The 22,211-nt window shown below is 66.8% G+C and carries 21 protein-coding genes and 1 pseudogene; 7 read left to right on the top strand and 15 right to left on the bottom strand.

Going from position 1 to position 22,211, the window contains the following annotated elements:
• Positions 1–32: 32 nt before the first annotated feature.
• A pseudogene (locus C5F75_RS37445) lies at positions 33–155 on the bottom strand (IS3 family transposase); the annotation flags it as partial.
• A gap of 317 nt (positions 156–472) precedes the next feature.
• Between C5F75_RS37445 and C5F75_RS32220 the strand changes: the two are divergent.
• On the top strand, positions 473–1,051 hold the full coding sequence (locus tag C5F75_RS32220; RefSeq protein ID WP_104013313.1) for a YbhB/YbcL family Raf kinase inhibitor-like protein: 579 nt from the start codon (positions 473–475) through the stop codon (positions 1,049–1,051).
• Positions 1,052–1,190: 139 nt separating this feature from the next.
• On the opposite strand, the gene C5F75_RS32215 is transcribed toward C5F75_RS32220, so the two are convergent.
• Positions 1,191–1,889: an MgtC/SapB family protein gene (locus C5F75_RS32215; RefSeq protein WP_089465850.1), complete on the bottom strand. Its 699-nt coding sequence runs from the start codon at positions 1,887–1,889 to the stop codon at positions 1,191–1,193.
• A gap of 117 nt (positions 1,890–2,006) precedes the next feature.
• Between C5F75_RS32215 and C5F75_RS32210 the strand changes: the two genes are divergently transcribed.
• A complete protein-coding gene (locus C5F75_RS32210) occupies positions 2,007–3,116 on the top strand; it encodes an AGE family epimerase/isomerase (RefSeq protein ID WP_104013312.1) in 1,110 nt (369 codons plus the stop codon).
• Here the strand turns inward: C5F75_RS32210 and C5F75_RS32205 are convergent.
• Positions 3,089–4,708, bottom strand: a complete 1,620-nt coding sequence (locus C5F75_RS32205) for a methyl-accepting chemotaxis protein (RefSeq protein WP_104013311.1) — start codon at positions 4,706–4,708, stop codon at positions 3,089–3,091. The genes C5F75_RS32210 and C5F75_RS32205 overlap by 28 nt on opposite strands.
• 281 nt (positions 4,709–4,989) lie before the next feature.
• On the opposite strand from C5F75_RS32205, the gene C5F75_RS32200 reads away from it, so the two are divergent.
• Positions 4,990–5,433, top strand: coding sequence for a PaaI family thioesterase (locus C5F75_RS32200; RefSeq protein WP_006480333.1), 444 nt, complete (start codon positions 4,990–4,992; stop codon positions 5,431–5,433).
• A gap of 40 nt (positions 5,434–5,473) precedes the next feature.
• On the opposite strand, the gene C5F75_RS32195 is transcribed toward C5F75_RS32200, so the two are convergent.
• The 10 genes from C5F75_RS32195 to prpB all read right to left on the bottom strand — a co-directional run bounded on the left by C5F75_RS32195 (position 5,474) and on the right by prpB (position 15,402).
• Complete coding sequence (locus tag C5F75_RS32195) at positions 5,474–5,692, bottom strand: type II toxin-antitoxin system RelE family toxin (RefSeq protein ID WP_081075346.1); 219 nt, start codon at positions 5,690–5,692, stop codon at positions 5,474–5,476.
• Between the two features lie 48 nt (positions 5,693–5,740).
• Positions 5,741–5,989 (bottom strand): type II toxin-antitoxin system Phd/YefM family antitoxin, encoded by a 249-nt coding sequence (locus C5F75_RS32190; RefSeq protein ID WP_060011222.1) that lies wholly within the window; start codon positions 5,987–5,989, stop codon positions 5,741–5,743.
• 129 nt (positions 5,990–6,118) lie between these two features.
• Positions 6,119–7,171, bottom strand: coding sequence for a CaiB/BaiF CoA transferase family protein (locus C5F75_RS32185; RefSeq protein ID WP_104013310.1), 1,053 nt, complete (start codon positions 7,169–7,171; stop codon positions 6,119–6,121).
• A 288-nt stretch (positions 7,172–7,459) separates the two neighbouring features.
• On the bottom strand, positions 7,460–8,368 hold the full coding sequence (locus C5F75_RS32180) for a hypothetical protein (protein WP_060317894.1): 909 nt from the start codon (positions 8,366–8,368) through the stop codon (positions 7,460–7,462).
• A 167-nt stretch (positions 8,369–8,535) separates the two neighbouring features.
• Positions 8,536–8,985, bottom strand: a complete 450-nt coding sequence (locus tag C5F75_RS32175) for a response regulator transcription factor (RefSeq protein ID WP_081083368.1) — start codon at positions 8,983–8,985, stop codon at positions 8,536–8,538.
• Between the two features lie 220 nt (positions 8,986–9,205).
• Positions 9,206–9,415: a hypothetical protein gene (locus C5F75_RS36570; RefSeq protein WP_124860187.1), complete on the bottom strand. Its 210-nt coding sequence runs from the start codon at positions 9,413–9,415 to the stop codon at positions 9,206–9,208.
• On the bottom strand, positions 9,405–10,595 hold the full coding sequence (gene prpF, locus C5F75_RS32170; protein ID WP_104013309.1) for a 2-methylaconitate cis-trans isomerase PrpF: 1,191 nt from the start codon (positions 10,593–10,595) through the stop codon (positions 9,405–9,407). The genes C5F75_RS36570 and prpF overlap by 11 nt, the downstream gene beginning before the upstream one ends.
• A 24-nt stretch (positions 10,596–10,619) precedes the next feature.
• Entirely contained in the window at positions 10,620–13,214 is a 2,595-nt protein-coding gene (gene acnD, locus C5F75_RS32165; protein ID WP_104013308.1) for a Fe/S-dependent 2-methylisocitrate dehydratase AcnD, read from the bottom strand.
• 82 nt (positions 13,215–13,296) lie between these two features.
• Positions 13,297–14,469, bottom strand: coding sequence for a bifunctional 2-methylcitrate synthase/citrate synthase (gene prpC / locus C5F75_RS32160; RefSeq protein WP_059644323.1), 1,173 nt, complete (start codon positions 14,467–14,469; stop codon positions 13,297–13,299).
• Between the two features lie 39 nt (positions 14,470–14,508).
• The gene (prpB, locus tag C5F75_RS32155) at positions 14,509–15,402 is read right to left on the bottom strand and encodes a methylisocitrate lyase (protein WP_059581788.1); all 894 of its coding nucleotides are present in this window, start codon (positions 15,400–15,402) and stop codon (positions 14,509–14,511) included.
• A 170-nt stretch (positions 15,403–15,572) separates the two neighbouring features.
• On the opposite strand from prpB, the gene prpR reads away from it, so the two are divergent.
• Positions 15,573–17,561, top strand: a complete 1,989-nt coding sequence (gene prpR / locus C5F75_RS32150) for a propionate catabolism operon regulatory protein PrpR (RefSeq protein ID WP_104013307.1) — start codon at positions 15,573–15,575, stop codon at positions 17,559–17,561.
• A gap of 24 nt (positions 17,562–17,585) precedes the next feature.
• Here prpR and C5F75_RS32145 read toward each other — a convergent pair whose 3' ends face one another.
• The gene (locus C5F75_RS32145; protein ID WP_060317879.1) at positions 17,586–18,239 is read right to left on the bottom strand and encodes a CGNR zinc finger domain-containing protein; all 654 of its coding nucleotides are present in this window, start codon (positions 18,237–18,239) and stop codon (positions 17,586–17,588) included.
• A gap of 251 nt (positions 18,240–18,490) precedes the next feature.
• Between C5F75_RS32145 and C5F75_RS32140 the strand changes: the two genes are divergently transcribed.
• Positions 18,491–18,874, top strand: coding sequence for a VOC family protein (locus tag C5F75_RS32140; RefSeq protein WP_059581780.1), 384 nt, complete (start codon positions 18,491–18,493; stop codon positions 18,872–18,874).
• A 224-nt stretch (positions 18,875–19,098) separates the two neighbouring features.
• Here the strand turns inward: C5F75_RS32140 and C5F75_RS32135 are convergent, their stop codons facing one another.
• Positions 19,099–19,947, bottom strand: a complete 849-nt coding sequence (locus tag C5F75_RS32135) for an ureidoglycolate lyase (protein ID WP_104013306.1) — start codon at positions 19,945–19,947, stop codon at positions 19,099–19,101.
• A 660-nt stretch (positions 19,948–20,607) separates the two neighbouring features.
• Between C5F75_RS32135 and C5F75_RS32125 the strand changes: the two genes are divergently transcribed.
• Both C5F75_RS32125 and C5F75_RS32120 read left to right on the top strand, forming a co-directional pair.
• Entirely contained in the window at positions 20,608–21,429 is an 822-nt protein-coding gene (locus tag C5F75_RS32125; RefSeq protein WP_104013305.1) for an IclR family transcriptional regulator, read from the top strand.
• A 176-nt stretch (positions 21,430–21,605) separates the two neighbouring features.
• Positions 21,606–22,157 (top strand): hypothetical protein, encoded by a 552-nt coding sequence (locus C5F75_RS32120; protein WP_059581772.1) that lies wholly within the window; start codon positions 21,606–21,608, stop codon positions 22,155–22,157.
• The last annotated feature ends 54 nt before the right edge of the window (positions 22,158–22,211 follow it).

The following is a 22,211-nucleotide window of genomic DNA, read 5'->3' as shown; positions in this document are numbered from 1 at the left end:
GCCAAAGCGCTCAAACCAAGCGGCAAACCCGTCTTGCGTATCGCCCAGTCCACCACCGCCGTCAGATACGCGAAACCGCGCGCCATTGGAATGTAAGTCGTGTCGAGTACCCACGCCTGGTCGGCCCGCTTGATCTTCATGCCTTGTAGCAAGTACGCATTGACGATTGTCGGAGAACCGCCGCGAGTTCACATGACCCGCGGCGGTTTTTTGTAAACGATCGCTTGTCCGTGCAGTGGCCATTCGTTCGAAGGCGCGAGCACGCTCATTCAGCGCCAACCGCTGCCGCGCTCGTCTATGCGGGCGCTCGACCTTGCCGGCACGAGCGACGATCGAATCGACCGGAAATCCCGCCAACGACGTTGCAGCCAAGGCAACACCGTGGTTCGCGAATGCGCCTTCCGGCGCGAATCGCCACAAGATACCGTGGATACCGTTGTACTGAACTCTCACCCTTCAACGGAGCAACGTCATGCGACCGAGGATTTTTTTGCCCGCGATTCTATCCACCTCAACGGCATTGGCGTTCATCCCGGCGACAGCCAGCGCGGAGCCGTTCACGATCACGGTCGATGGCCTCCATCGCGGGCACTTTACGAACGAACACGTGTACGGAGGTTTCGGCTGTCACGGTCAGAACGTTTCGCCGCGCATTTCGTGGGCTCACGTTCCGCGCGGCACGAAGAGCATCGTCGTGACGATCTTCGACCCCGATGCGCCGACCGGGGGACTTGGCTGGACCCACTGGGAGATCGTCAATATTCCACCTTCGGAGTCGTCGATCGAAAAAGGCGCGTCCGGCAATCCGAAGCTCATGCCGAGCCGCGCTGTCGAGACATTGACGGATTTTGGCGAATCCAGATACGGTGGGCCCTGCCCGCCTCAGGGTGCATCGCATCGATATGTCGTGACGGCGTCCGCCCTGAACGTGGAAAAAATCGACGTGGTACCGGCGGCAAGTCCCGCAGTCGTCGCTTATCAGATGCACGGGAAAATCATCGCTCAGGCAAAGTACGTCGCCCGATATCATCGCGCCTCCACTACCGATTGACGGTTGCGATTACGCCAACGACATTCCACCACGTTGAGGTTGCCGCCGCACCCGACGGCACCACGTAACACCATGCGGCATCAACCAACGCCCCGGACCGACGACTCCCTCCGCCCAGCGCATTCGTGCCGATAGGCCGCTATTCGTCACTCGACAACCCATTCCCGCCGTCGAACCGCGTGACGCCCGGCAGCGCGCGCAGCTTGTCGCAGATCGCCTTGTATTCGCCTTCCGACACCCGCGCGAGCGCGATGCGCACCTCGTCCTGCTCGCCCGCGTCGTCGGCACGCTGCACGATGAACTGCTTCACGCGCGCACTGTCGGGGCCGAGCGCCGCGTGCAGCGAATCGAACGTCAGCGTGCCGCTCGCCACCGTCAACGCAAGCTGGCGCCGCTGCCGCACCGTGAAATAACGCCGCTCCAGCGGCTTGATGCCGGCCAGGATGATCAAAATGATGATCGTCGCCGAAATCGCCGCGACATAGAGCCCGCCGCCCACGGCGAGCCCGATCGCGGCGACCGACCACAGGCTCGCGGCCGTCGTCAGCCCGCGTACGATCTCGCCGCGCAGCAGGATCGAGCCCGCGCCGAGGAAGCCGATGCCCGACACGACCTGCGCGGCGATCCGCGACGGATCGAGCACGATGTGGTCGCTGGTGCCGAGCACGTCGGCGAAACCGAACGCCGACACGATCATGATCAGCGTCGAGCCGACACACACCAGCATGTGCGTGCGCAGGCCGGCGGCCCACGACAGGCGCTCGCGCTCGAAGCCGATGACGCTGCCGAGCGCCGCCGCGAGAACGAGCCGCATCACGAGTTCCAGGTTGCTGAGCATTCGATTTATCTCCTTTTTTTGGTGCCGGCCGCGCGGAATGTTTTATCCTTGGCCCCGGCCGCGCCGATTCTCCGGGCCGCGCCGACACGTTTCGATCCAAGCGCTCAAAACCCCGCCATGTCCGTTTCCGACTTCGCTTCCGCCCAGGCCGCCCAACTGCGCCACCATTTCGCGCACGTCGTCTTGCCGATCTGGCGGGGTTCAGGGTTCGACCCGGCATTGCAACTGCCGTTCGAGGCCGTCGATCCGGCCACCCACGCGCCGCTACCCGTGACCCGTTATCGCGCAATGGCGTGCGCAAGGCAACTGTTCGTGTTCGCGCAGGCCGGCGACACCGCGCACGCGGCCGCGCTGTTCGATGCGCTGTGCCGGCACTTTCGCGACCCGCGCCACGGCGGCTGGATCTACAGTGTCGACGCGCAGGGCGCGCCGCTCGATACGACCAAGGACCTCTATACGCACGCATTCATCGTATTTGCGTGCGCCGCGTGGCATGCGGCGTCGGGCGACGCCGCCGCGCGTACGGTCTCAGAAGAAACGGCCGCACTGATCCAGGACCGCTTCGCGCCGCGCCACGGCGACGCGTTGCTCGATGCCGCACGGCACGCCGATTTCTCGTCATCCGGCAGCGGCGCGCTGCAGAATCCGCTGATGCACCTGACCGAAGCGTGGCTCGCGGCCGCCGATGCGTTCGGCGACACCGCGTTCGACGATGCGCTCGCGCGCACCGCACAGGCCGTCGAACGCACGTTCGTCGATGCGGCGACCGGCTGCGTGGCCGAGCTGCCGCTCGGGGCGGCCGACAACCGTTTCGAGCCCGGCCATCAGTTCGAGTGGTTCTATCTGGTCGACGCGGCCGGTGCGCGGCTCGCGCGGACCGGGTTCCCCGCCGCGCTGTCGCGCGCGTTCGCGTTCGCCGAGCAATACGGCGTCGATCCGCAGACGGGCGGCGTGTGCGCGGCGCTCGACGCGCAAGGCGCGTGCATCGACGGCACGCAGCGGATCTGGGCGCAGACCGAATACCTGCGCGCGCTCGCGACGCACGGCGGCACGCCGGCCTCCGCGCCGCTCGCACGTCAGATCGAGCGGTTCGCCGCGCGCTTCCTGCATCCGCGCGGCTGGTTCGAGTGCAAGACGGCCGACGGGCAGGTGTCGCGCGCCGACATGCCGTCGACGACGCCCTACCACCTCGCGACCGCCTACGCGGCGCTGCCGGCCGGTTCGTAACCTGCCGCGGCAAGCGACGGCGCCGCGCGATCGCCGCGTGCGGCGCGTCCGTCGCCCAGTTCGAACACCGACACCGCCTGCATCAGGTGCGCGGTCTGGTCGTTCAGCGACGCGGCCGCCGCCGCGACTTGCTCGACCAGCGCCGCGTTCTGCTGCGTGAGCTGATCCATCTGCGTGACGGCCTGGTTCACCTGCTCGATCCCGACGCTCTGCTCGACCGACGCCGCCGTGATCTCCGACATCGTCTGCACGACCCGCGTGATCGACGCCGACACCGTGCGCATCGCGTCACCGGCGCGCTCGACGAGCTCCGCGCCGCCATTGATCTGCGCGACCGAATCCTCGATCAGCGCCTTGATCTCCTTCGCCGATTGCGCGCTGCGCTGCGCGAGCGAGCGCACTTCGCCCGCGACCACCGCGAAGCCGCGCCCCTGTTCGCCGGCCCGCGCGGCCTCGACCGCCGCGTTCAGCGCAAGGATGTTGGTCTGGAATGCGATGCCGTCGATCACCGAGATGATTTCCGCGATCCGCCCCGAGCTCTGCGCGATGCCGCGCATCCGGTCGATCACGCTGTCGACCACACCGCCGCCATGGCTCGTCGCTTCGAGCGCCGCGTCGGCCAGCGCGCTCGCCGCACGCGCGCTGTCGGTGTTCTGCCGGACGGTCGCGGTCAATTCCTCCATGCTCGCGGCGGTTTCCTCGAGCGACGCGGCCTGCGTGCCCGTGCGCGCCGACAGGTCGGCGTTGCCGCCGGCGATCTCGCCCGCGCCGAGGTGGATCGCGTCGGACGCTTGGCGCACCGTGCGCACGGTGCCCGCGATGCTCGTCTGCATCGTGGCGAGGCCGCGCAGCATCCGGTCGATCTCGAACACGCCGCCCGCCTGCACGGCTTCGTCGAGACGGCCCTGCGCGATCCGCTCGAAATGGCGGCCGGCCTGCTCCAGCGGCGCGACGACCGCGCGCCGCGCGGCCGCGTAGATCGCCGCGCTCGCCGCGAGCATCGCCATCAGCAGCACGATGCCGACCGACTTGAACCACAGCATGCCGCCGTCGATGGTATCGAGCGCCGCGCGGCTCGACGTGCCGCCATAGTCGGTGAAGCGATGCAGCTCGGCGATGTACGCGTCCTGGAAGCCCTGGGTCGGCTGGTCGAGGAACGCCTGGATGTTGTCGGCGTCGAGGAACTGCACGAGTTCGCCCAACGCGCCGCGCAGCGCGCGATAACGCTCGGTGAGCGCCGCGACGCGCGTGCGGTTGGTCTCGTCGACCGGCTGCGCGGCCGTCAGCACGGCGAACGCCTTGTCCGCTTCCGCGAGCGATGCGCCGGCGTGGCGGATGATGTCTTCGGGCTTCGGCCCGCCGCGCACCATCCGCGTGCCGGCGCGCGACAGGTTGATGCGCGCGTCGAGCAGCTGCTCGGTCGCGCGGCTGGCCGCGTCGACCTGCGCGATCGCGACGTTCGACAGATCGTCGACGCCGCTGCGCGTCGACGCGAGCGTCCAGAAACCGAGCGCTTCGATCGCGAACAGGAAGAGACAGAACACGGTCAACACGCCGAGCAGACCCGACGCGAGCTTGATTTTTCCGAACATGGGGGGATTCCTGGAAAGCGGACGATGAGGCAATGCCCCGGCATTAGCGGCATTTCTTCGTCGGACTTTAGGCGGAACGGCCGGAAACGCGGGCCAATCGCGTGCTTCGCTCGCGCATTCGCGTCGAATCGCCCGCAAACGCGGAGATCTTCGGTATTCGACGCAATAATCGCGTCGCATCGCACCGGGATTTGCACGAAATGCGGACGAATTTCCTTGCTTATCCGGAACCCCCTTCCTAGAGTTCAGCGCAAGCGGGCACTCATTTCGAAGGAAATTCGATGACCGACATCACGGACCACGCGCGCGGCGCATTGCGCGCGCAGCCGTTCAGCATGCTGCTGGGCACGGAGCTGATGCATATCGGCGACAACGAAGTGTCGCTGTGTCTGCCGGTGCGCGAGGAATTGCGGCAGCAGCACGGTTTCGTGCACGGCGGCGTGATCAGCTATCTCGCGGACAACGCGCTGACGTTCGCTGGCGCGCTCGTGCTCGGCCCGCGCGTGATCACCGCCGAATACAAGATCAACTATCTGCGGCCGGCCGTGAACGGCACGCTCGTCGCCCGCGCGAAGCTCGTGTACGCGGGCCGGCACCAGGCGACCTGCCAGTGCCACGTGTTCGTCATCGACGGCGATCACGAGCGGCTCGTCGCGATCGCGCAAGGCACGATCAACCGCGTCGGCGACGGCAAGATGCCGGATGCGCCGGTGGAAACGGCGTGAGTTGCCGAGTCCAGGCATGGATGCCGCGGCGCGTGTCGCGCTAGCGTTTCATCGCAGCGAGATAAACCGCATCACGCTCTCGGCGGCCCACCGCGACCACAAGGACGATCACTTCCGCGTCGCGCACTTCGTAGACGAGGCGATAGCCGACACCACGCAGTTTGATCTTGTAGCGATCCGGGTGGCCGTGCAATTTGGCTGACGGGATGCGAGGATGGTCGAGCCGCTCGGGCTGGCTCGCTTTGAACTGATCACGCACGGTGCGATCGAGCTTCTCCCCTTCAATGCAGGTTCGAGAAAGGCGAGATCAAAGGTCATTCAGCTTGATCTTGACGACCTTCTCCTTGGTGCGCGAATCGGCCAACGCATTGTCTTCGATGTCTCCCGGGCGTTCGACCATCGCCTCCCACGTCTTCGCCGGAATGCAGTAGAACGCGGGTTCGTTGTGATTCAGGATCGCGACCGGAAAACCTTCACCTGCGGCAACGGTTCCCATCGGATTCCGCTTCAGCTCCGAGACGCTAGCCGTCACGCTTGCCAGAATGGTGTGAGGCATACCCGCTCTTTCTCCAATCGAGCGTCGATTGTACTTAATTTGATACGAAATTTGGCACAAAAATTTGGCTCTCTGATGCGCTCGACACCCGGCCGTCGACGAACGGAAGCAGCCTCCTGAAAGACAGCCCTAGTCGGTTTCATCCCCCGCCAACGGCAAAAACCGCGGCGCCACCCTCGCCCGCACGTTCCCGCGCTCATCCGTCCGATAGATCCCGCGCGCCGCGTTGTGCGGATGCACGGCCGCGTCGGCCACGCTCAGCACCGGCGCGAAACACGCGTCGGTGCCTTCGAGCAGCGCGCGCCAGTGCGCGGACGGCCGCTGCGCGAACACCTCCGCGAAACGCGCCTTCAGCGCGGGCCAGCGCGCCCGGTCGTACTGCGACGCGGGATCGACGTCGGTCAGCCCGAGCCGTTCGACCAGCAGCGCATAGAACGGCGGCTCGAGCGCACCGATCGTCACGCATTCGCCGTCCGCGCAGCGATACACGTCGTAGAACGGCGCGTCGTGGAACAGGCTCGGCTGCGCGCCGTCGAGCTGCCCGTTCGCGCGTGCCCACAGCGCGAGCGAACCAAGCATCGACACGATGTCGACGATCGCGCCGTCGACCACGCGGCCCGGCCCGCCGCCGCGCACGTCGAGCAATGCGCAGACGATCCCGAAAGCAAGCCCGAGCGCGCCGCCCGCATCGCCGACAACCGTCGGCGGCACGCCCGGCCGGCCGTCGCGCGGCGCGGACAGCGACAGCAGCCCGGTCAGCGCGACGTAGTTCAGGTCGTGCCCGGCCGCGGCCGCGAGCGGTCCATCCTGGCCCCAGCCGGTCATGCGCCCGTAGACCAACGTCGGATTGCGGCGCGCGCAAGCGTCGGGCCCGAGGCCGAGCCGCTCCATCACGCCGGGCCGCAAGCCCTCGATCAGCGCATCGGCCTGCGCGATCAGATCGAGCGCGGCGTCACGCCCGGCCGGCGCCTTCAGGTCGAGTTCGACGATCGTCTTGCCTTCGCGCAGCAGGTCGCCGTCGCGGGCCCGCAGCGCGTCCGGCGCGCTCGTGCGGCCGGACGGACGCGCGACAAGCGTGATGCGCGCGCCCATTCCGGCGAGCATCCAGCCTGCGAGCGGGCCGGGGCCGAGACCTTCGAATTCGACGACGTGGATGCCGGAAAGCGGTGCGTTCAATGACATGGCGACCTCGTGGGAATGCGATCGAAGCGGGGATAGGCGAGCCTTCACCGCAGGCAGGCATGTGCGCCGGATACACGTATTCTGACGTGCTTTCGCGCATCGACGACGTCCGGTTCGAATCCGTGAGGCGGCAGGCAGAACGGCAAACGAAAAGGCCGGCGAAACGTCGCCGGCCTCTGCCGTCAGAGGATGATCCAGGACCGCCCCCGATACACGCGGGCCGCCGTCGAAACGCCGGAGAGATCGATCTCGACGTAACGGCCGACAACCCGGTCGGTCACGGCAGGATCACGGCGTTTTCCATTGCCCGCCTTCGTACACTCGCCCCGTCGAATTCGTATTCGTGAGGTCAATCTCGATGCTCCGCGACCGCGCCTTCGAGAAGATCGTCGACGTCTCGATGTTCTGCTCGAACCACACGAGCACTTTCTCGATCGGCGTGAACGATGCCTCCCCGGACACCATCACGTCGGGGGCTGCGTAGATCGGCGTGCTGATGGCCTCGCCGTCCACACCCGTGCTCAGTTGGCAGATGCCCGGGTGGATGTCGCCGTAGTCGTTCTCCATGTTGATCGCGGTCGGGTCGCCGCCCGTCGACGGCGCCCCGAACTGGCCGTACTTGTCGAGGGTAACGATCTCCCCAAGGCCGATCGAGACCTTCTTGGTCGACGCCTTGACCGAAATGCCGTCCTGATAGCGGTTCGTTCCGAAGATCTGGTAGATCGGCGTCCACGAGAACTCGTTGTCCTCGAGATACTCGAACGATGCGCGCCAGACCACGTTGTACGCCGCGTCTCCGACCTTCTTGGCGAAGCACAGGTTGTAGCGGGCCTGCTTGAGCGTCGCGAAGTCCTTCTTGCCGATTCCGATATCGACCGTCTTCGTCGCGGCCGCCAGCGCGTTCTGGAACGACTGGACGAGCACGCCGTATTCCTCCGCCTGGAACAGCTGCGCCTGAACCTGGAACTCCGCCACGTTCCCGGTCGGACTGAGGCTCTTGCACACGACCTTCTGGCCCTGGTCGGCATGCGAGCCCTGATACACGTAGTACGTGCTTTCGGTTCTCAGCTGGTCCTTGTTCACCCCGGTCACGGAGAACTTCTCGCCGGCCTTTTTCTTCAGCTCCCCGGTCCCCTCGGTAATGACGTCCCAGGTAACACCGACCTTCGGCCAACGGCATACTTTCAGAATGCTCATTTTCTGATCCCCTCGGATAAGCTCGCTGAAAATAAATCTCTTGCACGCGGCGAGCATCGCGCACAAAAACCAAAGGCACCTCTTTATTGGTGAATTGAACAATTTCAAATTCGAAAATTATCGACGACTCAATTCATCGATTCGAATGTGCAGCGCATGGACCCAGATTAGGATTCGCCGGACAAATTGGCCATGCCACACTTCGCGTATTGACTGGCGATCCAGGCGACCAGTTGACGCGTCGATTTGCAGCCGCATTTATCGAGTAAATGCTCGCGATGCTTGTCGACGGTACGGGGACTGACTTGAAGCACGCGTGCGATCTGCTTGCTGCCGTGCCCCTGGCACAGCAGCCGCAGCACCCGGGATTCGGCCGGGCTCAGGCGGATACCGCCCAGGTCGAGTCGCTCGAGCCATCCGGGCTCGTCCGGCAGGTCGCCGGCAGGCAATGCGATGACGGATCGGACACCCGTCTTTCGCTTGATGCGGCTTACGTGGCGTCGCGCGGTATCGAGTCCGATTCCGAGGTGAACGGCAATGGCCTTGTTGCTGAATCCGAGACGCAGCAGATCCACGACTTCTTTCTCTCGCGGCGTGAGAGCAGGATCCGAATCCATCGGCCCGGTCGTCTTGTTTTCGCCGCCGGGTAGGTGTGGTCAGTTGAATGCGATGCTGTCGGCTGCGGGTGTTTATGATCGAAATTTCCGGCAGGAGCGTCGCTTATATCACGTTTCAATACGTGCAATTTCACTGGACATCGACCCGGGTCAATCGATATCCAAAAGAAAGAAAATTGCGCCGCACATGCGGTACGTAAATTGAAATCGTTTTCCACGGTCAGGATATTTTTATCATCCAGCCGTCAACGACCGGATTTTTCTTTCGAATCGAAACATCGTGGAATATCGCGATTGCGGAGGCCGCATCGCGCGATGGCCCACCCATGGCGGACAGGCCGCCCGCTTCGCCGGCCGCGAAGCCGGCGAAGCGGGAAAATCGCTTGTCGCACGCCCCTTCCAGGGCGATGCGGTACCGATCAGAACGCATCCCCCGGCACGCGCACCCAGCCTTCCATCAGCACGCGCGCGCTGCGGCTCATGATCGCCTTCGTGACGGTCCATTCGCCGTTCTCGCGCCGCGCTTCCGCGCCGACGCGCAGCGTGCCCGAAGGATGGCCGAAGCGCACCGCGTTGCGTTCGCCGCCACCCGCCGCGAGATTGACGAGCGTGCCGGGAATCGCCGCGGCCGTGCCGATCGCGACCGCCGCCGTGCCCATCATCGCGTGATGCAGCTTGCCCATCGACATCGCGCGCACCAGGAGGTCGACATCGCCTGCGTTCACGCGCTTGCCGCTCGACGCGACGTAATCGGCCGGCTTCGCGACGAACGCGACCTTCGGCGTGTGCTGCCGCGTCGCGATTTCGTCGAGCGTGTCGATCAGGCCCATCCGCAACGCGCCGTGCGCGCGGATCGTCTCGAACTTCTCGAGCGCCTTCGCGTCGCCGTTGATCGCGTCCTGCAACTCGGTGCCCGTATAGCCGATCGCTTCCGCCTCGACGAAGATCGTCGGAATCCCGGCATTGATCATCGTCGCCTTCAGCGTGCCGACGCCCGGCACCGCGAGATCGTCGACGAGGTTGCCGGTCGGGAACATCGAGCCGCCCGCGCCTTCTTCCTCGGCGGCCGGGTCCATGAACTCGAGCTGCACTTCGGCGGCCGGGAACGTGACGCCGTCCAGCTCGAAGTCGCCCGTCTCCTGCACCGCGCCGTTCACGATCGGCACGTGCGCGACGATCGTCTTGCCGATGTTCGCCTGCCAGATCCGCACGGTCGCGACGCCGTCGCGCGGCACGCGCGCCGGGTCGACCAGCCCGCCGGCGATCGCAAACGGGCCGACCGCCGCCGACAGGTTGCCGCAGTTGCCGGTCCAGTCGACGAATGCACGGTCGATCGCGACCTGACCGAACAGGTAGTCGACGTCGTGGCCCGGCCGCGTGCTCTTCGACACGATCACCGTCTTGCTGGTGGACGACGTCGCGCCGCCCATCCCGTCGATCTGCTTGCCGTACGGATCGGGGCTGCCGATCACGCGCAGCAGTAGCGCGTCGCGCGCGGCGCCCGGCGCCTGCGCGGCGTCCGGCAGATCCTGCAGCCGGAAGAACACGCCCTTGCTGGTGCCGCCGCGCATGTACGTGGCGGGAATCCTGATTTGAGGAATGTGAGCCATGTCTGTGTTCCCAATGTGCGCCGGTCAGGCGGCCTGCGACGATTCGAGGAAGTCCTGCGCGAAACGCTGCAGCACGCCGCCCGCTTCGTAGATCGACACCTCCTCGGCCGTATCGAGCCGGCACGTCATCGGCACCTCGACGCGCTCGCCGTTCCTGCGGTGAATCACGAGCGTCAGGTCGGCGCGCGGCGTGCGCTCGCCGATCACGTCGAAGGTCTCGGTGCCGTCGATGCCGAGCGTCGTCCGGTTGGTGCCCGGCTTGAACTCGAGCGGCAGCACGCCCATCCCGATCAGGTTCGTGCGGTGGATCCGCTCGAAGCCTTCGGCGGCGATCGCTTCGACGCCCGCGAGCCGCACGCCCTTCGCGGCCCAGTCGCGCGACGAGCCCTGGCCGTAGTCGGCGCCAGCGATCACGATCAGCGGCTGCTTGCGATTCATGTACGTCTCGATCGCTTCCCACATCCGCATGACCTTGCCGTCCGGCTCGACGCGCGCGAGCGAGCCCTTCTTCACCACGCCGTCGACGACGGCCATCTCGTTGACGAGCGTCGGGTTCGCGAAGGTCGCGCGCTGCGCGGTCAGGTGGTCGCCGCGGTGCGTCGCGTACGAGTTGAAGTCTTCTTCCGGCAAGCCCATCTTCGCGAGGTATTCGCCGGCCGCGCTGTCCGGCAGGATCGCGTTCGACGGCGACAGGTGGTCGGTCGTGATGTTGTCGCCGAGCACCGCGAGCGCCCGCATGCCCTTCAGCGTGCGCTCGCCGGCAAGCGCGCCTTCCCAGTACGGCGGGCGGCGGATGTACGTGCTCTGCGCGCGCCAGTCGTACAGCGGCGCCGCGCGCTCGCCGGCGTCGGCGCTGCGCGCGAACATCGGCTCATAGACCTTGCGGAACTGCTCGGGCTTCACGCTCGACGCGACGATCGCATCGATCTCCTCGTCGGTCGGCCAGATGTCCTTCAGCGTGACGGGCTGGCCGTCCGGGTCGTGGCCGAGCACGTCCTTCTCGATGTCGAAGCGGATCGTGCCGGCGATCGCGTACGCGACGACGAGCGGCGGCGACGCGAGGAACGCCTGCTTCGCATACGGGTGGATACGGCCGTCGAAGTTGCGGTTGCCGGACAGCACGGCGGTCGCGTAAAGATCGCGATCGACGATCTCCTGCTGGATCTTCGGATCGAGCGCGCCCGACATCCCGTTGCAGGTCGTGCACGCGAACGCGACGATGCCGAAGCCGAGCTTTTCGAGTTCGGGCAGCAGGTTCGCTTCCCGCAGATACAGCTCGACCGCCTTCGAGCCGGGCGCGAGCGAGCTCTTGACCCACGGCTTGCGCGTGAGGCCCTTCGCGTTCGCGTTGCGCGCGAGCAAGGCCGCCGCGATCACGTTGCGCGGGTTGCTGGTGTTCGTGCAGCTCGTGATCGCGGCGATGATCACCGCGCCGTCGGGCATCTCGCCCGGCTTCTCTTCCCACTGGCCGGCAATGCCGCGCGCGGCGAGATCGGACGTCGGCAGCCGCTTGTGCGGGTTCGACGGGCCGGCCATGTTGCGCACGACGCTCGACAGGTCGAACGTCAGCGTGCGCTCGTATTGCGCGTTCGCGAGCGTATCGGCCCACAGGCCCGCCGTCTTCGCATACGTCTCGACGAGCTTCACCTGCTCGTCGCTGCGACCGGTGAGGCGCAGGTAGTCGATCGTCTGGCCGTCGATGAAGAACATCGCGGCCGTCGCGCCGTATTCGGGCGCCATGTTGGAGATCGTCGCGCGATCGCCGAGCGTGAGGCTCGCGGCGCCTTCGCCGCGGAATTCCAGATACGCGCCGACCACCTTCTCCTTGCGCAGGAACTCGGTCAGCGCGAGCACGACGTCGGTCGCGGTGATGCCGGGCTGGCGCTTGCCGGTCAGCTCGACGCCGACGATGTCGGGCAGGCGCATCCACGACGCGCGGCCGAGCATCACGTTCTCGGCCTCCAGCCCGCCGACGCCGATCGCGATCACGCCGAGCGCATCGACGTGCGGCGTGTGGCTGTCGGTGCCGACGCAGGTGTCCGGGTACGCGACGCCGTCCTGCGCCTGGATCACCGGCGACATCTTCTCGAGGTTGATCTGGTGCATGATGCCGTTGCCTGGCGGGATCACGTCGACGTTCTCGAACGCCTTCTTCGTCCACTCGATGAAGTGGAAGCGATCCTCGTTGCGGCGATCCTCGATCGCGCGGTTTTTCGCGAACGCGTCCGGATCGAAGCCGCCGCATTCGACGGCGAGCGAGTGGTCGACGATCAGTTGCACGGGCACGACAGGGTTCACCTTCGCCGGATCGCCGCCGCCGTCCGCGATCGCGTCGCGCAGGCCGGCGAGATCGACGAGCGCGGTCTGCCCGAGGATGTCGTGGCACACCACGCGCGCCGGGAACCACGGGAAATCGCGTTCGCGCTTGCGCTCGACGATCTGCTTCAGCGAATCGGCGAGGATCGCCGGATCGCAGCGGCGCACGAGGTTTTCGGCGAGCACGCGCGACGTGTACGGCAGCGTGTCGTACGCGCCGGGTGCGATCGCATCGACCGCGGCACGCGCGTCGAAATAGTCCAGCGACGTGCCGGGCAGGGGTTTGCGGTAGGCGGTATTCATGATGTGGGGCGGAATTCGGGGAATGACGCGCCGCACGCGCGGGCCGCCCGCATCACGGGCGCCGGCGCGCGCGGCGGGCGTTTCAGCGCTTCTCGATCGGCACGAACTGCAGGTCTTCCGGGCCCGTGTAGTTCGCGCTCGGGCGGATGATCTTGTTGTCGATGCGCTGCTCGATGATGTGCGCGCTCCAGCCCGACGTGCGCGAGATCACGAACAGCGGCGTGAACATCGCGGTCGGCACGCCCATCATGTGATACGACACCGCGCTGAACCAGTCGAGGTTCGGGAACATCTTCTTCGCATCCCACATCACCGATTCGAGGCGCTCGGCGATGTCGTACAGCTTCAGGTCGCCCGCTTCCTTCGACAGCTTGTGCGCGACGCCCTTGATCACCTTGTTGCGCGGATCGGAGATCGTGTAGACGGGGTGGCCGAAGCCGATCACGACTTCCTTGTTCTCGACGCGGCGGCGGATGTCGGCTTCGGCGTCGTCCGGCGAGCTGTAGCGGCTCTGGATCTCGTACGCGACTTCGTTCGCGCCGCCGTGCTTCGGCCCGCGCAGCGCGCCGATCGCGCCGGTGATCGCCGAGTAGATGTCCGAGCCCGTGCCCGCGATCACGCGGCCCGTGAACGTCGACGCGTTGAATTCGTGCTCCGCGTACAGGATCAGCGACGTGTGCATCGCCTCGACCCACGACTTCGACGGCGCCTTGCCGTGCAGCAGATGCAGGAAGTGGCCGCCGATCGAGTCGTCGTCGGTTTCCGTCTCGATGCGCTTGCCGTTGTGCGAGAAGTGATACCAGTACAGCAGCATCGAGCCGAGCGACGCCATCAGGCGATCGGCGATGTCGCGCGCGCCCGGCAGGTTGTGGTCGTCCTTCTCGGGCAGCACGGTGCCGAGCACCGACACGCCGGTGCGCATCACGTCCATCGGGTGAGCCGACGCCGGGATCTGTTCGAGTGCGGCCTTCAGCGCGCTCGGCAGGCCGCGCAGCGCGCGCAGCTTGGTCTTGTACGCAGCCAGTTCGGTCAGGTTCGGCAGCGTGCCGTGCACGAGCAGGTGCGCGATTTCCTCGAATTCGCACGATTCGGCGACGTCGAGAATGTCGTAGCCGCGGTAGTGCAGATCGTTGCCGGTCTTGCCGACCGTGCACAGCGCGGTGTTGCCGGCCGTCACGCCCGACAGCGCCACCGACTTCTTCGGCTTGAATGCGCCTGCGGCGGCCGGTGCTGCTGCGTCTTTCGTCTCGCTCATGTTTTCCTTCTCCAATGGGTATCGGGGGTGCGGGCCGCGTTACTTCCTGCCCTGCGCGAACAGTTCGTCGAGCTTGCGTTCGTATTCGTGATAGCCGAGGAAGTCGTACAGCTCGGCGCGCGTCTGCATCGTCGGCACGACCGCCTTCTGCGTGCCGTCGCGGCGCAGCGTTTCGTAGAAGTTCAGCGCGGCCTTGTTCATCGCGCGATACGCGCCGCAGCAGTACAGCGCGATGTCGACGTTCGCCTCGCGCAGCTCGTCCAGCGTGAACAGCGGCGTCGAGCCGAATTCGGTCAGGTTCGCGAGGATCGGCACCTTCACCGCGGCCTTGAAACGGCGGTAGTCGTCGAGCGTCTTCATCGCTTCCGGGAAGATCATGTCCGCGCCGGCCTCGACGTACGCGACCGCGCGCTCGATCGCCGAGTCGATCCCTTCCGCGGCGGCCGCGTCGGTGCGCGCCATGATCACGAACTGGTCGTCGGTACGCGCATCGACCGCGGCCTTCACGCGATCGACCATTTCCTCGGTCGGCACGACTTCCTTGCCCGGGCGATGGCCGCAACGCTTCTGGCCGACCTGGTCCTCGAGGTGCACGGCCGCGACGCCGGCGTTGATGAACGAGCGGACCGTGCGCGCGATGTTGAATGCGCCGCCCCAGCCCGTGTCGATGTCGACCAGCAGCGGCAGGTCGGTCGCGTTGGTGATCCGGGTCGCGTCGATCAGCACGTCTTCCATCGTGCTGATGCCGAGGTCGGGGATGCCGAGCGAGTTCGCGGCGACGCCGCCGCCCGACAGGTACACGGCCTTGAAGCCGACGGCCTGCGCCATCTTGGCCGCGTACGCGGTGATCGCGCCGACCACCTGCAGCGGCTGCTCGGCCGCGACTGCCGCGCGGAACTTCGCGCCGGCGCTCTGAAGATGCGTATTGCTCATGAACGGCCTCCTGATGGAATGCCTGATAACAGCAAGGACCGGGCCAGCTTGCGGAATGTCGCTAACCCACTGATTCTTAAGCAACGGCCGTGGGCGTTGCATCGGCCGTCGATTTCAATTCGGCAATTTGGTGTTTCAAAAATGGAATCGCACGCGCATAATCGACCGTCATGGACCTCTCTTCGACCAAGCCCGTCGGCCCGGCCGACCGCACGGTGCGCCCGCGCATCTGGGCGATGGGCATCAGCCGGCTGCGCGAGCTGTTTCGCGAGATCGCCGGCGAATTCGACGAACGCGCCGACGTGCGCATCGTCACGCGTGCCTATGAAGATGCGCTGAGCGCCATCGCGGAAGCCGGCACCGCGCGGCCCGACGTGATCGTCGCGGCCGGCTCGAACGGCGGCTTCCTGAAAACGCGCGCGCAGGTGCCGGTGGTGGTCGTGTCGCCGACCGGCTTCGACGTGATGCAGGCGCTCGCCCGCGCGCGGCGCGACGCCGCGCGGATCGCGCTCGTCAGCGCCGGCGAAACGCCGCCCGAAGTGCGCCGCTTCGTCGCCGCATACGGCCTCGACGTGCAGTTTGCGTCATATCAGTCCGCGCAGGAAGCGGAAGCCTGCGTGCACGACCTGCGCGACCGCGGCATCGAGACGATCGTCGGCCCCGGCCTCGTCACCGATCTCGCGGCCAGCGCCGGCATGGGCGCGGTGTTCCTGTATTCGCATGCGTCGGTGCGCAAGGCCGTCGAGACGGCGCTCGAGGTCGCGTACGCGACGCACGCCGAGGCTTTTCGCCGCCAGCGGCTCGACACGCTGCTGCAGCACTTGCGCGACGGCGTGGTCGCGCTCGATGCGCACGGCCGCGTCGAGGCGATCAACGAGCGGCTCGCGTCGGCGCTCGGAGTCGAACCCGCGGCGGCCGTCGGCCGCGCGCTCGTCGACCTGCGGCCCGAGCTGCGCACGCTCCGTGGCGAGGACGGTGACGCGCTCGCGACCGTGCGCGGCGTGCGCTACGTCGTGCATCGTGGGCCGCTCGTCGATCGCGGCGTCACGTCGGGCAGCGTGCTGACGTTCCAGGAATCGCGCGCGGTCGAACGGCTCGATCGCGCGTTGCGCTCGCAACCGACCACGCAGCAGTTCGCCGCACGCTATGCGCTCGACGACGTGGTCGGCGCCTCGGCGCCGATGACGCGCGTGCGCGACCTCGTGCGCCGCTACGCGAAATCCGACGCGACCGTGCTCGTGCTCGGCGAAAGCGGCACCGGCAAGGAAATGATCGCGCAGAGCCTGCATGCGCTGTCCGCGCGGCGTAGCTACCCGTTCGTCGCGGTCAACTGCGGCGCGTTTCCGGAAGCGCTGCTCGAGAGCGAGCTGTTCGGCTATGAGGAGGGCGCGTTCACCGGCGCGCGGCGCGGCGGCAAGACCGGCCTGTTCGAGGCCGCGCACCGCGGCACGCTGTTTCTCGACGAGATCGGCGAGATGCCGCCGTCGTTGCAGAGCCGGCTGCTGCGCGTGCTGCAGGAGCGCGAGGTGATCCGCCTCGGCTCGACCGAGCCGATCCGCATCGACGTGCGCGTGATCGCCGCGACGCACCGGCCGCTGCTCGCGGCGGTCGAGGCCGGCACGTTCCGCGCGGATCTCTATTACCGGCTCAACATCCTGAACATCGGCCTGCCGCCGCTGCGCGAGCGCGCGGCCGACATTCCCGCGCTCGCGGCGACGCTGCTCGTGCAGGCCGCGCGGCGCGAGCCGCGTCTCGCCGAACGCGTGCGCGACACCGACGACGCGCTGCGCGTGCTCGACGCGACGCAGGCGACGCTCGCGCGCTACCGCTGGCCGGGCAACGTGCGCGAACTGCAGAACGTGGTCGAGCGGATCGCGGTCGAGCTGGCCGAGGAAGTCGACGAAAGCGATCCGGCTGCCCCGTGCGCGGCGCTCGCACCCGGCGCGCTGCAAGTGATCGCGCCCGAGCTGTTCGCCGCGCGGCCCGATACGGCCGACGCCGACGCCGACGACGCGCAAACCCTGCAGGCGCGCCGCCGTCGCGCGGAAGCCGACGAGATCCGCGCGGTGCTCGACGCGTGCGGCGGCGACCGCGACCGCGCCTGCGCGATGCTCGGCATCAGCAAGACGACGCTGTGGCGCAAGTTGTCGGCGAAATAGGTTCGGGCGGCGCCAGCCGCGCCGTCATTCGGCCTTGTGGTAGTGGCGATACGCCTTCGCGCGATTGCCGCACGACGACATCGAGCACCAGCGGCGGCTGCCGTTCTTGCTGTCGTCGATGAACAGCCACTGGCATGCATCGTTCGCGCAGCGCTTGACCTTCGCGAGCCGCGCGCCGCCGAGCAGGTCGATCGCCGACCACAGCACCGGGCTCAACAACCCCGCGAGCGTCGCGCTCGACGCGTCGACCCGCCACGCATAGCGGCCATCGACGCGCGCCAGCGCAACGCGCGGCGACGCTTGCGCCAGAAAGCCGCCGAGCAGCGCGAGATCGTCGGGCTGCGGCTCGCGTTGCTCCGCCTGTGCAAGAAACAGCCGGTACAGCGCCTCGCGCAATGCGAGCGCCCGCGCAAGCATCGGCGGCGCGTCGCTCTTGTCTTTCTCCTTGTCGGGCACGCGGCATGCGTCGGTCAGGCAGGCCGGCACGCCGGCCCGCTCGCGGCACCACACCAGCAGGTCGTCCATCGTGGCGAAGGTTTCCGTCGGCGGATCGCTGCCGCGCCAGTACAGCGTGTTCGCGAAATCGACGCTCAGCGTATCGGGCGGCGCCGGGACCAGGCAGTCGGTCGTGACGGAAGGTTGCATTTTGTTCATGACGCGATCGTATCTAACCACCATGCCGGTTGACAAGCGCTCGAGCGATTTCTAACATAACCTGCATGGTGGTTAAAAACAGGTTGATTGCACTGACGCCCCTTCAATCCAAGGAGACACAGATGATCGATTGCCTTTCGTTCAGCGTTATCCACACCGCGGCCGGCCGCGCGTACGACGACAGCACGCTCGGCGCGCTTCGCTACAAGCGGCTGGCATGGTGCCTTTGAGCAGGTTTGCCGCACTAACGTCCCCTTCCGTTCAAGGAGCCACAGATGATCGATCACCTTTCATTCGGCGTTGCCCACGTCGACCGCAGCCGCACCTTCTACGACAACGCGCTCGGCGCACTCGGCTACAAGCGTCTGTATAGCGACGACAGCGCCATCGGGTACGGCGCGACCGAGCCCGAGCTGTGGTTGCAGCACGCGGCTCGCCCTGTCGCCGCCGATCCGGAATCGGGGATGCACCTGTCGTTCAAGGCCGCGTCGCCGGCCGAGGTCGATGCGTTCTACCGCGCCGCGCTCGAGCACGGCGGCAAGGACAACGGCGGGCCCGGCAAGCGCGAGCACTACGGCCCCGGCTATTACGCGGCGTTCGTCGTCGATCCCGATGGATATCGGCTCGAAGCGCATTGCGAGCTGGACAACGTCGTTTGATCCGCTTCGTGCGGACGCCGACGAGCGACAACGGCCCGATTCCGCATCGCGCGGAATCGGGCCGTTGGTTTAGGGCCTGTTCACGCTAATAACGGGCGTGCGCTGGCTGCATCGTCGTTCGGTTCGCGGCCGCCACCGACGGCGGCCGGGCCGACATGTCGAAGCGCGTGACCGGCACGCGCGGACGGGTTGCGCCCTCCGGCCAGCGCCCGCCGCGCACGCGCTTATTGCGCGTTGCGTGTGCGCTGCAACTGTTCGCCGAGCCCTTCGATCCCGAGGCGCACCGTCTGGCCGGCCTTCAGGAACACCGGCGACGGCTTGACGCCCATGCCGACGCCCGGCGGCGTACCGGTCGTGATCACGTCGCCCGGCTGCAGCGTCATGCAGGTCGACAGATAGGCGACCAGTTGCGCGACGGTGAATACCATCGTGCGCGTGTTGCCGTTCTGATAACGATGGCCGTCGACGTCGAGCCACAGGTCGAGACGCTGCGGATCGGGCACTTCGTCGCGCGTGACGAGCCACGGGCCGATCGGGCCGAACGTGTCGAAACCCTTGCCCTTGTCCCACTGGCCGCCGCGTTCGATCTGCCATTCGCGCTCGGACACGTCGTTGACGACGCAGTAGCCCGCGACGTAATCGAGCGCGCGCGCTTCGTCGACGTCCTTGCATGTCGCGCCGATCACGACGCCGAGTTCGACTTCCCAGTCGGTCTTCACCGAGCCCTTCGGGATATCGATGCCGTCGTTCGGGCCGCAGATCGAACTCGTCCATTTGCCGAACACGACCGGCTCCTTCGGCACCGGCATGCCGGCTTCGGCGGCGTGATCGGCATAGTTCAGGCCGATGCCGATGAACTTGCCGACGCGCCCGACGCATGCGCCGATGCGCGGCTCGCCGGACACGAGCGGCAGCGTGGCCGGATCGATCGCGCGGAGCCGCGCGAGACCGGTGTCGGACAGCACGTCGCCGGCAAGATCCGGTACATGTGCGGACAGGTCGCGAATCCGGCCGGCCGCGTCGAGGATGCCGGGCTTTTCCTGGCCGGACGGGCCATAGCGAAGCAGTTTCATCGTGCTTAACCTCTGTTGTCGAATGGGACAGCATACCGGCCGGCGCGGCCTTCCGCAGCCGCGCACCGGACTGATGGTCGATCGTCGATTGCGCGCGTCGGCGCCGCATGCGGCATGCCGTCGACGCGCGGGGGTCGCGCGGGCGCAGCGATCGCGGCGCCATACGCAAGGACGGCGCGCATCGAACGGGCGGCCGCCGGTCCGCGCATCGGCGACGACGGCCCGGCACGCGCGACGCGTGCCGCCCCATGCGGCCGGCTGCACGCGCGGCCGCGCCGTCGCTGGCCCGCAACCCTTTGTACCATCGGCCGCGCGCCGTGAAATGACGCGCGACGGATACCGACTATTGGTGCACCCGCGGACGCTGCGACGCAGCACGCGCTGCACCGGCGTCGGTGGCTCGGCCGCCATTCGCAATGGCGCCTGCCATCGGTGCATGAATACTGGCTATTCGGGGTGCCCCTGTCATCGGAAACGTTTGCCCATCCGTTCTTTTCCGGTAATGATCAGTAAAAAGACGCTGCATTGCACACTGTATGTTTATTGCTAAGCTCGTACGGATGGCTTTCATCGCCATCCGCGGGGCCGCCCTCTACGCGTGCAGAACCGGCCAGCGTGCGTCGCCAATCGATCGAGTAATCCCCCAACCTCACACCGACAATGCAGACAACCAACGACCCGCTTCCCGGCTGCGACGCACGGGAATCGATGGCCGCTATCGACCGCTATCGCGCACCCGCGCTCGACAAGGGCCTCGACATTCTCGAACTCCTGTCCGAGCAGAAGGAAGGACTCACCCGCACCGAAATCACGAAGGAACTCGGCCGTAACGCGAGCGAAATCTACCGGATGCTTGAACGCCTCGTCGCGCGCCGCTACGTGATGCGTTCGACCGGCGGCGACCGTTACACGCTCAGCCTCAAGTTGTTTGCGCTGGCGCACCGGCATCCGCCGATGAACCGGCTGATCGCCGAGGCGCTGCCGCCGATGCAACGCTTTGCCGATGCCGCCGAGCAGTCGTGCCATCTGTCCGTCTACGATCGCGGCAACCTGCTCGTGATCGCGCAGGTGGACGGGCCCGGCCCGTGGGGCGTGTCGGTCCGGCTCGGCTCGCGCGTCGGGCTCGCCGATACGGCGTCGGGGCGCATGATGCTGGCGTTCCAGGGCTCCGAGCAACGCGCGCACATGCTGGCCGAGCACCGCAAGGTCAAGGGCGAGGCGCCGCTGAACGAACAGGAGCTCGCGACTGCGTGCCAGTCGATCCGGCAGTCCGGCTATCTGCGCCAGGACAGCCGCCAGGCGTACGGCGTGACCGACCTGACCGTGCCGATCCTCGGGCCGGCCGGCCATGCAATCGCGGTGCTGACCTGCCCATACATGCGCCGGATCGATGCGCACATGGCGCCGTCCGTCGACGTGGTCGTCGGCGCACTGCGCGACACGGCCGCCCATCTGTCGATGTGCCGCACCGAGACCTGCTGACGCGCGGGATAGCCGGCAACGCGCACCGGGCAACGCGAAGCGGCGCCGGCTCCGGTTGCGCGCGACGCCCGTGCGGCGGCCGGTGCGCGATGTCGCATCGGGCGCCCGCGGCGCTACGCTAGAATAGCGGCCCTCTCAAAAACTACGGCGGCCGGTTGTCGCGGCCGTCGTGTCCGATGGATGTCATGGCCAAACTTCTGAACGATCAAGAATTCCAGCGTTTCTCCGAACTTCAGCAGAAGCAGGCAAGCTTCACGATCACGCCCGAGGAAGCGGACGAGCTGCGCGATATCGTCGCGCGCGCACAGAAGAAGCGCGACGATCGCGCCGCCGCGATGCAGGCGATCGAGAACTACATCGAGCAGTTCGACATCACGCCTGACGAACTCTTCTCGCCGGAGCAGATCGGCGACGCGGCCCGTACGTACGGGCTCATCACGGCGACCAAGAAGGAACGCACGCTACCGCCGTCGATCACCTTCAACGGCAAGCCGTACCAGTGGACCAAGACGCTTCCGGACGACGTGCGCGGCGCACTCTTCGACGCGTTCACGTCCGGCGAATCGGTCAAGCGCTTCATCGCGATGCCGAAAGACACCGCGCGCTGTGCGCTGACGATCGCCCGCCTCGAGCGCGAAACCGGCGCCGTCTATGCCGATCCGCACCTCGAGGAACTCGCGATTTCGCGCGATCAGGTGAACGACGCGGCGTCGAAACTCACCGCGTGAATGTCATCGCGGGCACGCTTCCTGCGTGCCTGCACCCGCGCATGACGCCGGCAT

The sequence above is a fragment of the Burkholderia anthinoferrum genome, from assembly GCF_002925705.1.
Classification (GTDB): Bacteria; Pseudomonadota; Gammaproteobacteria; order Burkholderiales; family Burkholderiaceae; genus Burkholderia; species Burkholderia semiarida.
This window is presented reverse-complemented; position numbering and strand designations above follow the sequence as displayed.

What these genes read in the sequence shown, in the direction of transcription:
- C5F75_RS32120 (WP_059581772.1), top strand. Translation starts at nt 21,606, where the DNA reads ATGGATGTCATGGCCAAACTTCTGAACGATCAAGAATTCCAGCGTTTC.
- C5F75_RS32220 (WP_104013313.1), top strand. Translation starts at nt 473, where the DNA reads ATGCGACCGAGGATTTTTTTGCCCGCGATTCTATCCACCTCAACGGCA.
- C5F75_RS32175 (WP_081083368.1), bottom strand. Translation starts at nt 8,985, where the DNA reads ATGGATTCGGATCCTGCTCTCACGCCGCGAGAGAAAGAAGTCGTGGAT.
- C5F75_RS32125 (WP_104013305.1), top strand. Translation starts at nt 20,608, where the DNA reads ATGCAGACAACCAACGACCCGCTTCCCGGCTGCGACGCACGGGAATCG.
- C5F75_RS32145 (WP_060317879.1), bottom strand. Translation starts at nt 18,239, where the DNA reads ATGGTGGTTAGATACGATCGCGTCATGAACAAAATGCAACCTTCCGTC.
- C5F75_RS32180 (WP_060317894.1), bottom strand. Translation starts at nt 8,368, where the DNA reads ATGAGCATTCTGAAAGTATGCCGTTGGCCGAAGGTCGGTGTTACCTGG.
- prpR (WP_104013307.1), top strand. Translation starts at nt 15,573, where the DNA reads ATGGACCTCTCTTCGACCAAGCCCGTCGGCCCGGCCGACCGCACGGTG.
- C5F75_RS32185 (WP_104013310.1), bottom strand. Translation starts at nt 7,171, where the DNA reads ATGTCATTGAACGCACCGCTTTCCGGCATCCACGTCGTCGAATTCGAA.
- C5F75_RS36570 (WP_124860187.1), bottom strand. Translation starts at nt 9,415, where the DNA reads ATGCGTTCTGATCGGTACCGCATCGCCCTGGAAGGGGCGTGCGACAAG.
- C5F75_RS32215 (WP_089465850.1), bottom strand. Translation starts at nt 1,889, where the DNA reads ATGCTCAGCAACCTGGAACTCGTGATGCGGCTCGTTCTCGCGGCGGCG.
- prpC (WP_059644323.1), bottom strand. Translation starts at nt 14,469, where the DNA reads ATGAGCGAGACGAAAGACGCAGCAGCACCGGCCGCCGCAGGCGCATTC.
- C5F75_RS32140 (WP_059581780.1), top strand. Translation starts at nt 18,491, where the DNA reads ATGATCGATCACCTTTCATTCGGCGTTGCCCACGTCGACCGCAGCCGC.
- C5F75_RS32135 (WP_104013306.1), bottom strand. Translation starts at nt 19,947, where the DNA reads ATGAAACTGCTTCGCTATGGCCCGTCCGGCCAGGAAAAGCCCGGCATC.
- prpB (WP_059581788.1), bottom strand. Translation starts at nt 15,402, where the DNA reads ATGAGCAATACGCATCTTCAGAGCGCCGGCGCGAAGTTCCGCGCGGCA.
- C5F75_RS32190 (WP_060011222.1), bottom strand. Translation starts at nt 5,989, where the DNA reads ATGCCTCACACCATTCTGGCAAGCGTGACGGCTAGCGTCTCGGAGCTG.
- acnD (WP_104013308.1), bottom strand. Translation starts at nt 13,214, where the DNA reads ATGAATACCGCCTACCGCAAACCCCTGCCCGGCACGTCGCTGGACTAT.
- C5F75_RS32205 (WP_104013311.1), bottom strand. Translation starts at nt 4,708, where the DNA reads ATGTTCGGAAAAATCAAGCTCGCGTCGGGTCTGCTCGGCGTGTTGACC.
- C5F75_RS32210 (WP_104013312.1), top strand. Translation starts at nt 2,007, where the DNA reads ATGTCCGTTTCCGACTTCGCTTCCGCCCAGGCCGCCCAACTGCGCCAC.
- prpF (WP_104013309.1), bottom strand. Translation starts at nt 10,595, where the DNA reads ATGGCTCACATTCCTCAAATCAGGATTCCCGCCACGTACATGCGCGGC.
- C5F75_RS32200 (WP_006480333.1), top strand. Translation starts at nt 4,990, where the DNA reads ATGACCGACATCACGGACCACGCGCGCGGCGCATTGCGCGCGCAGCCG.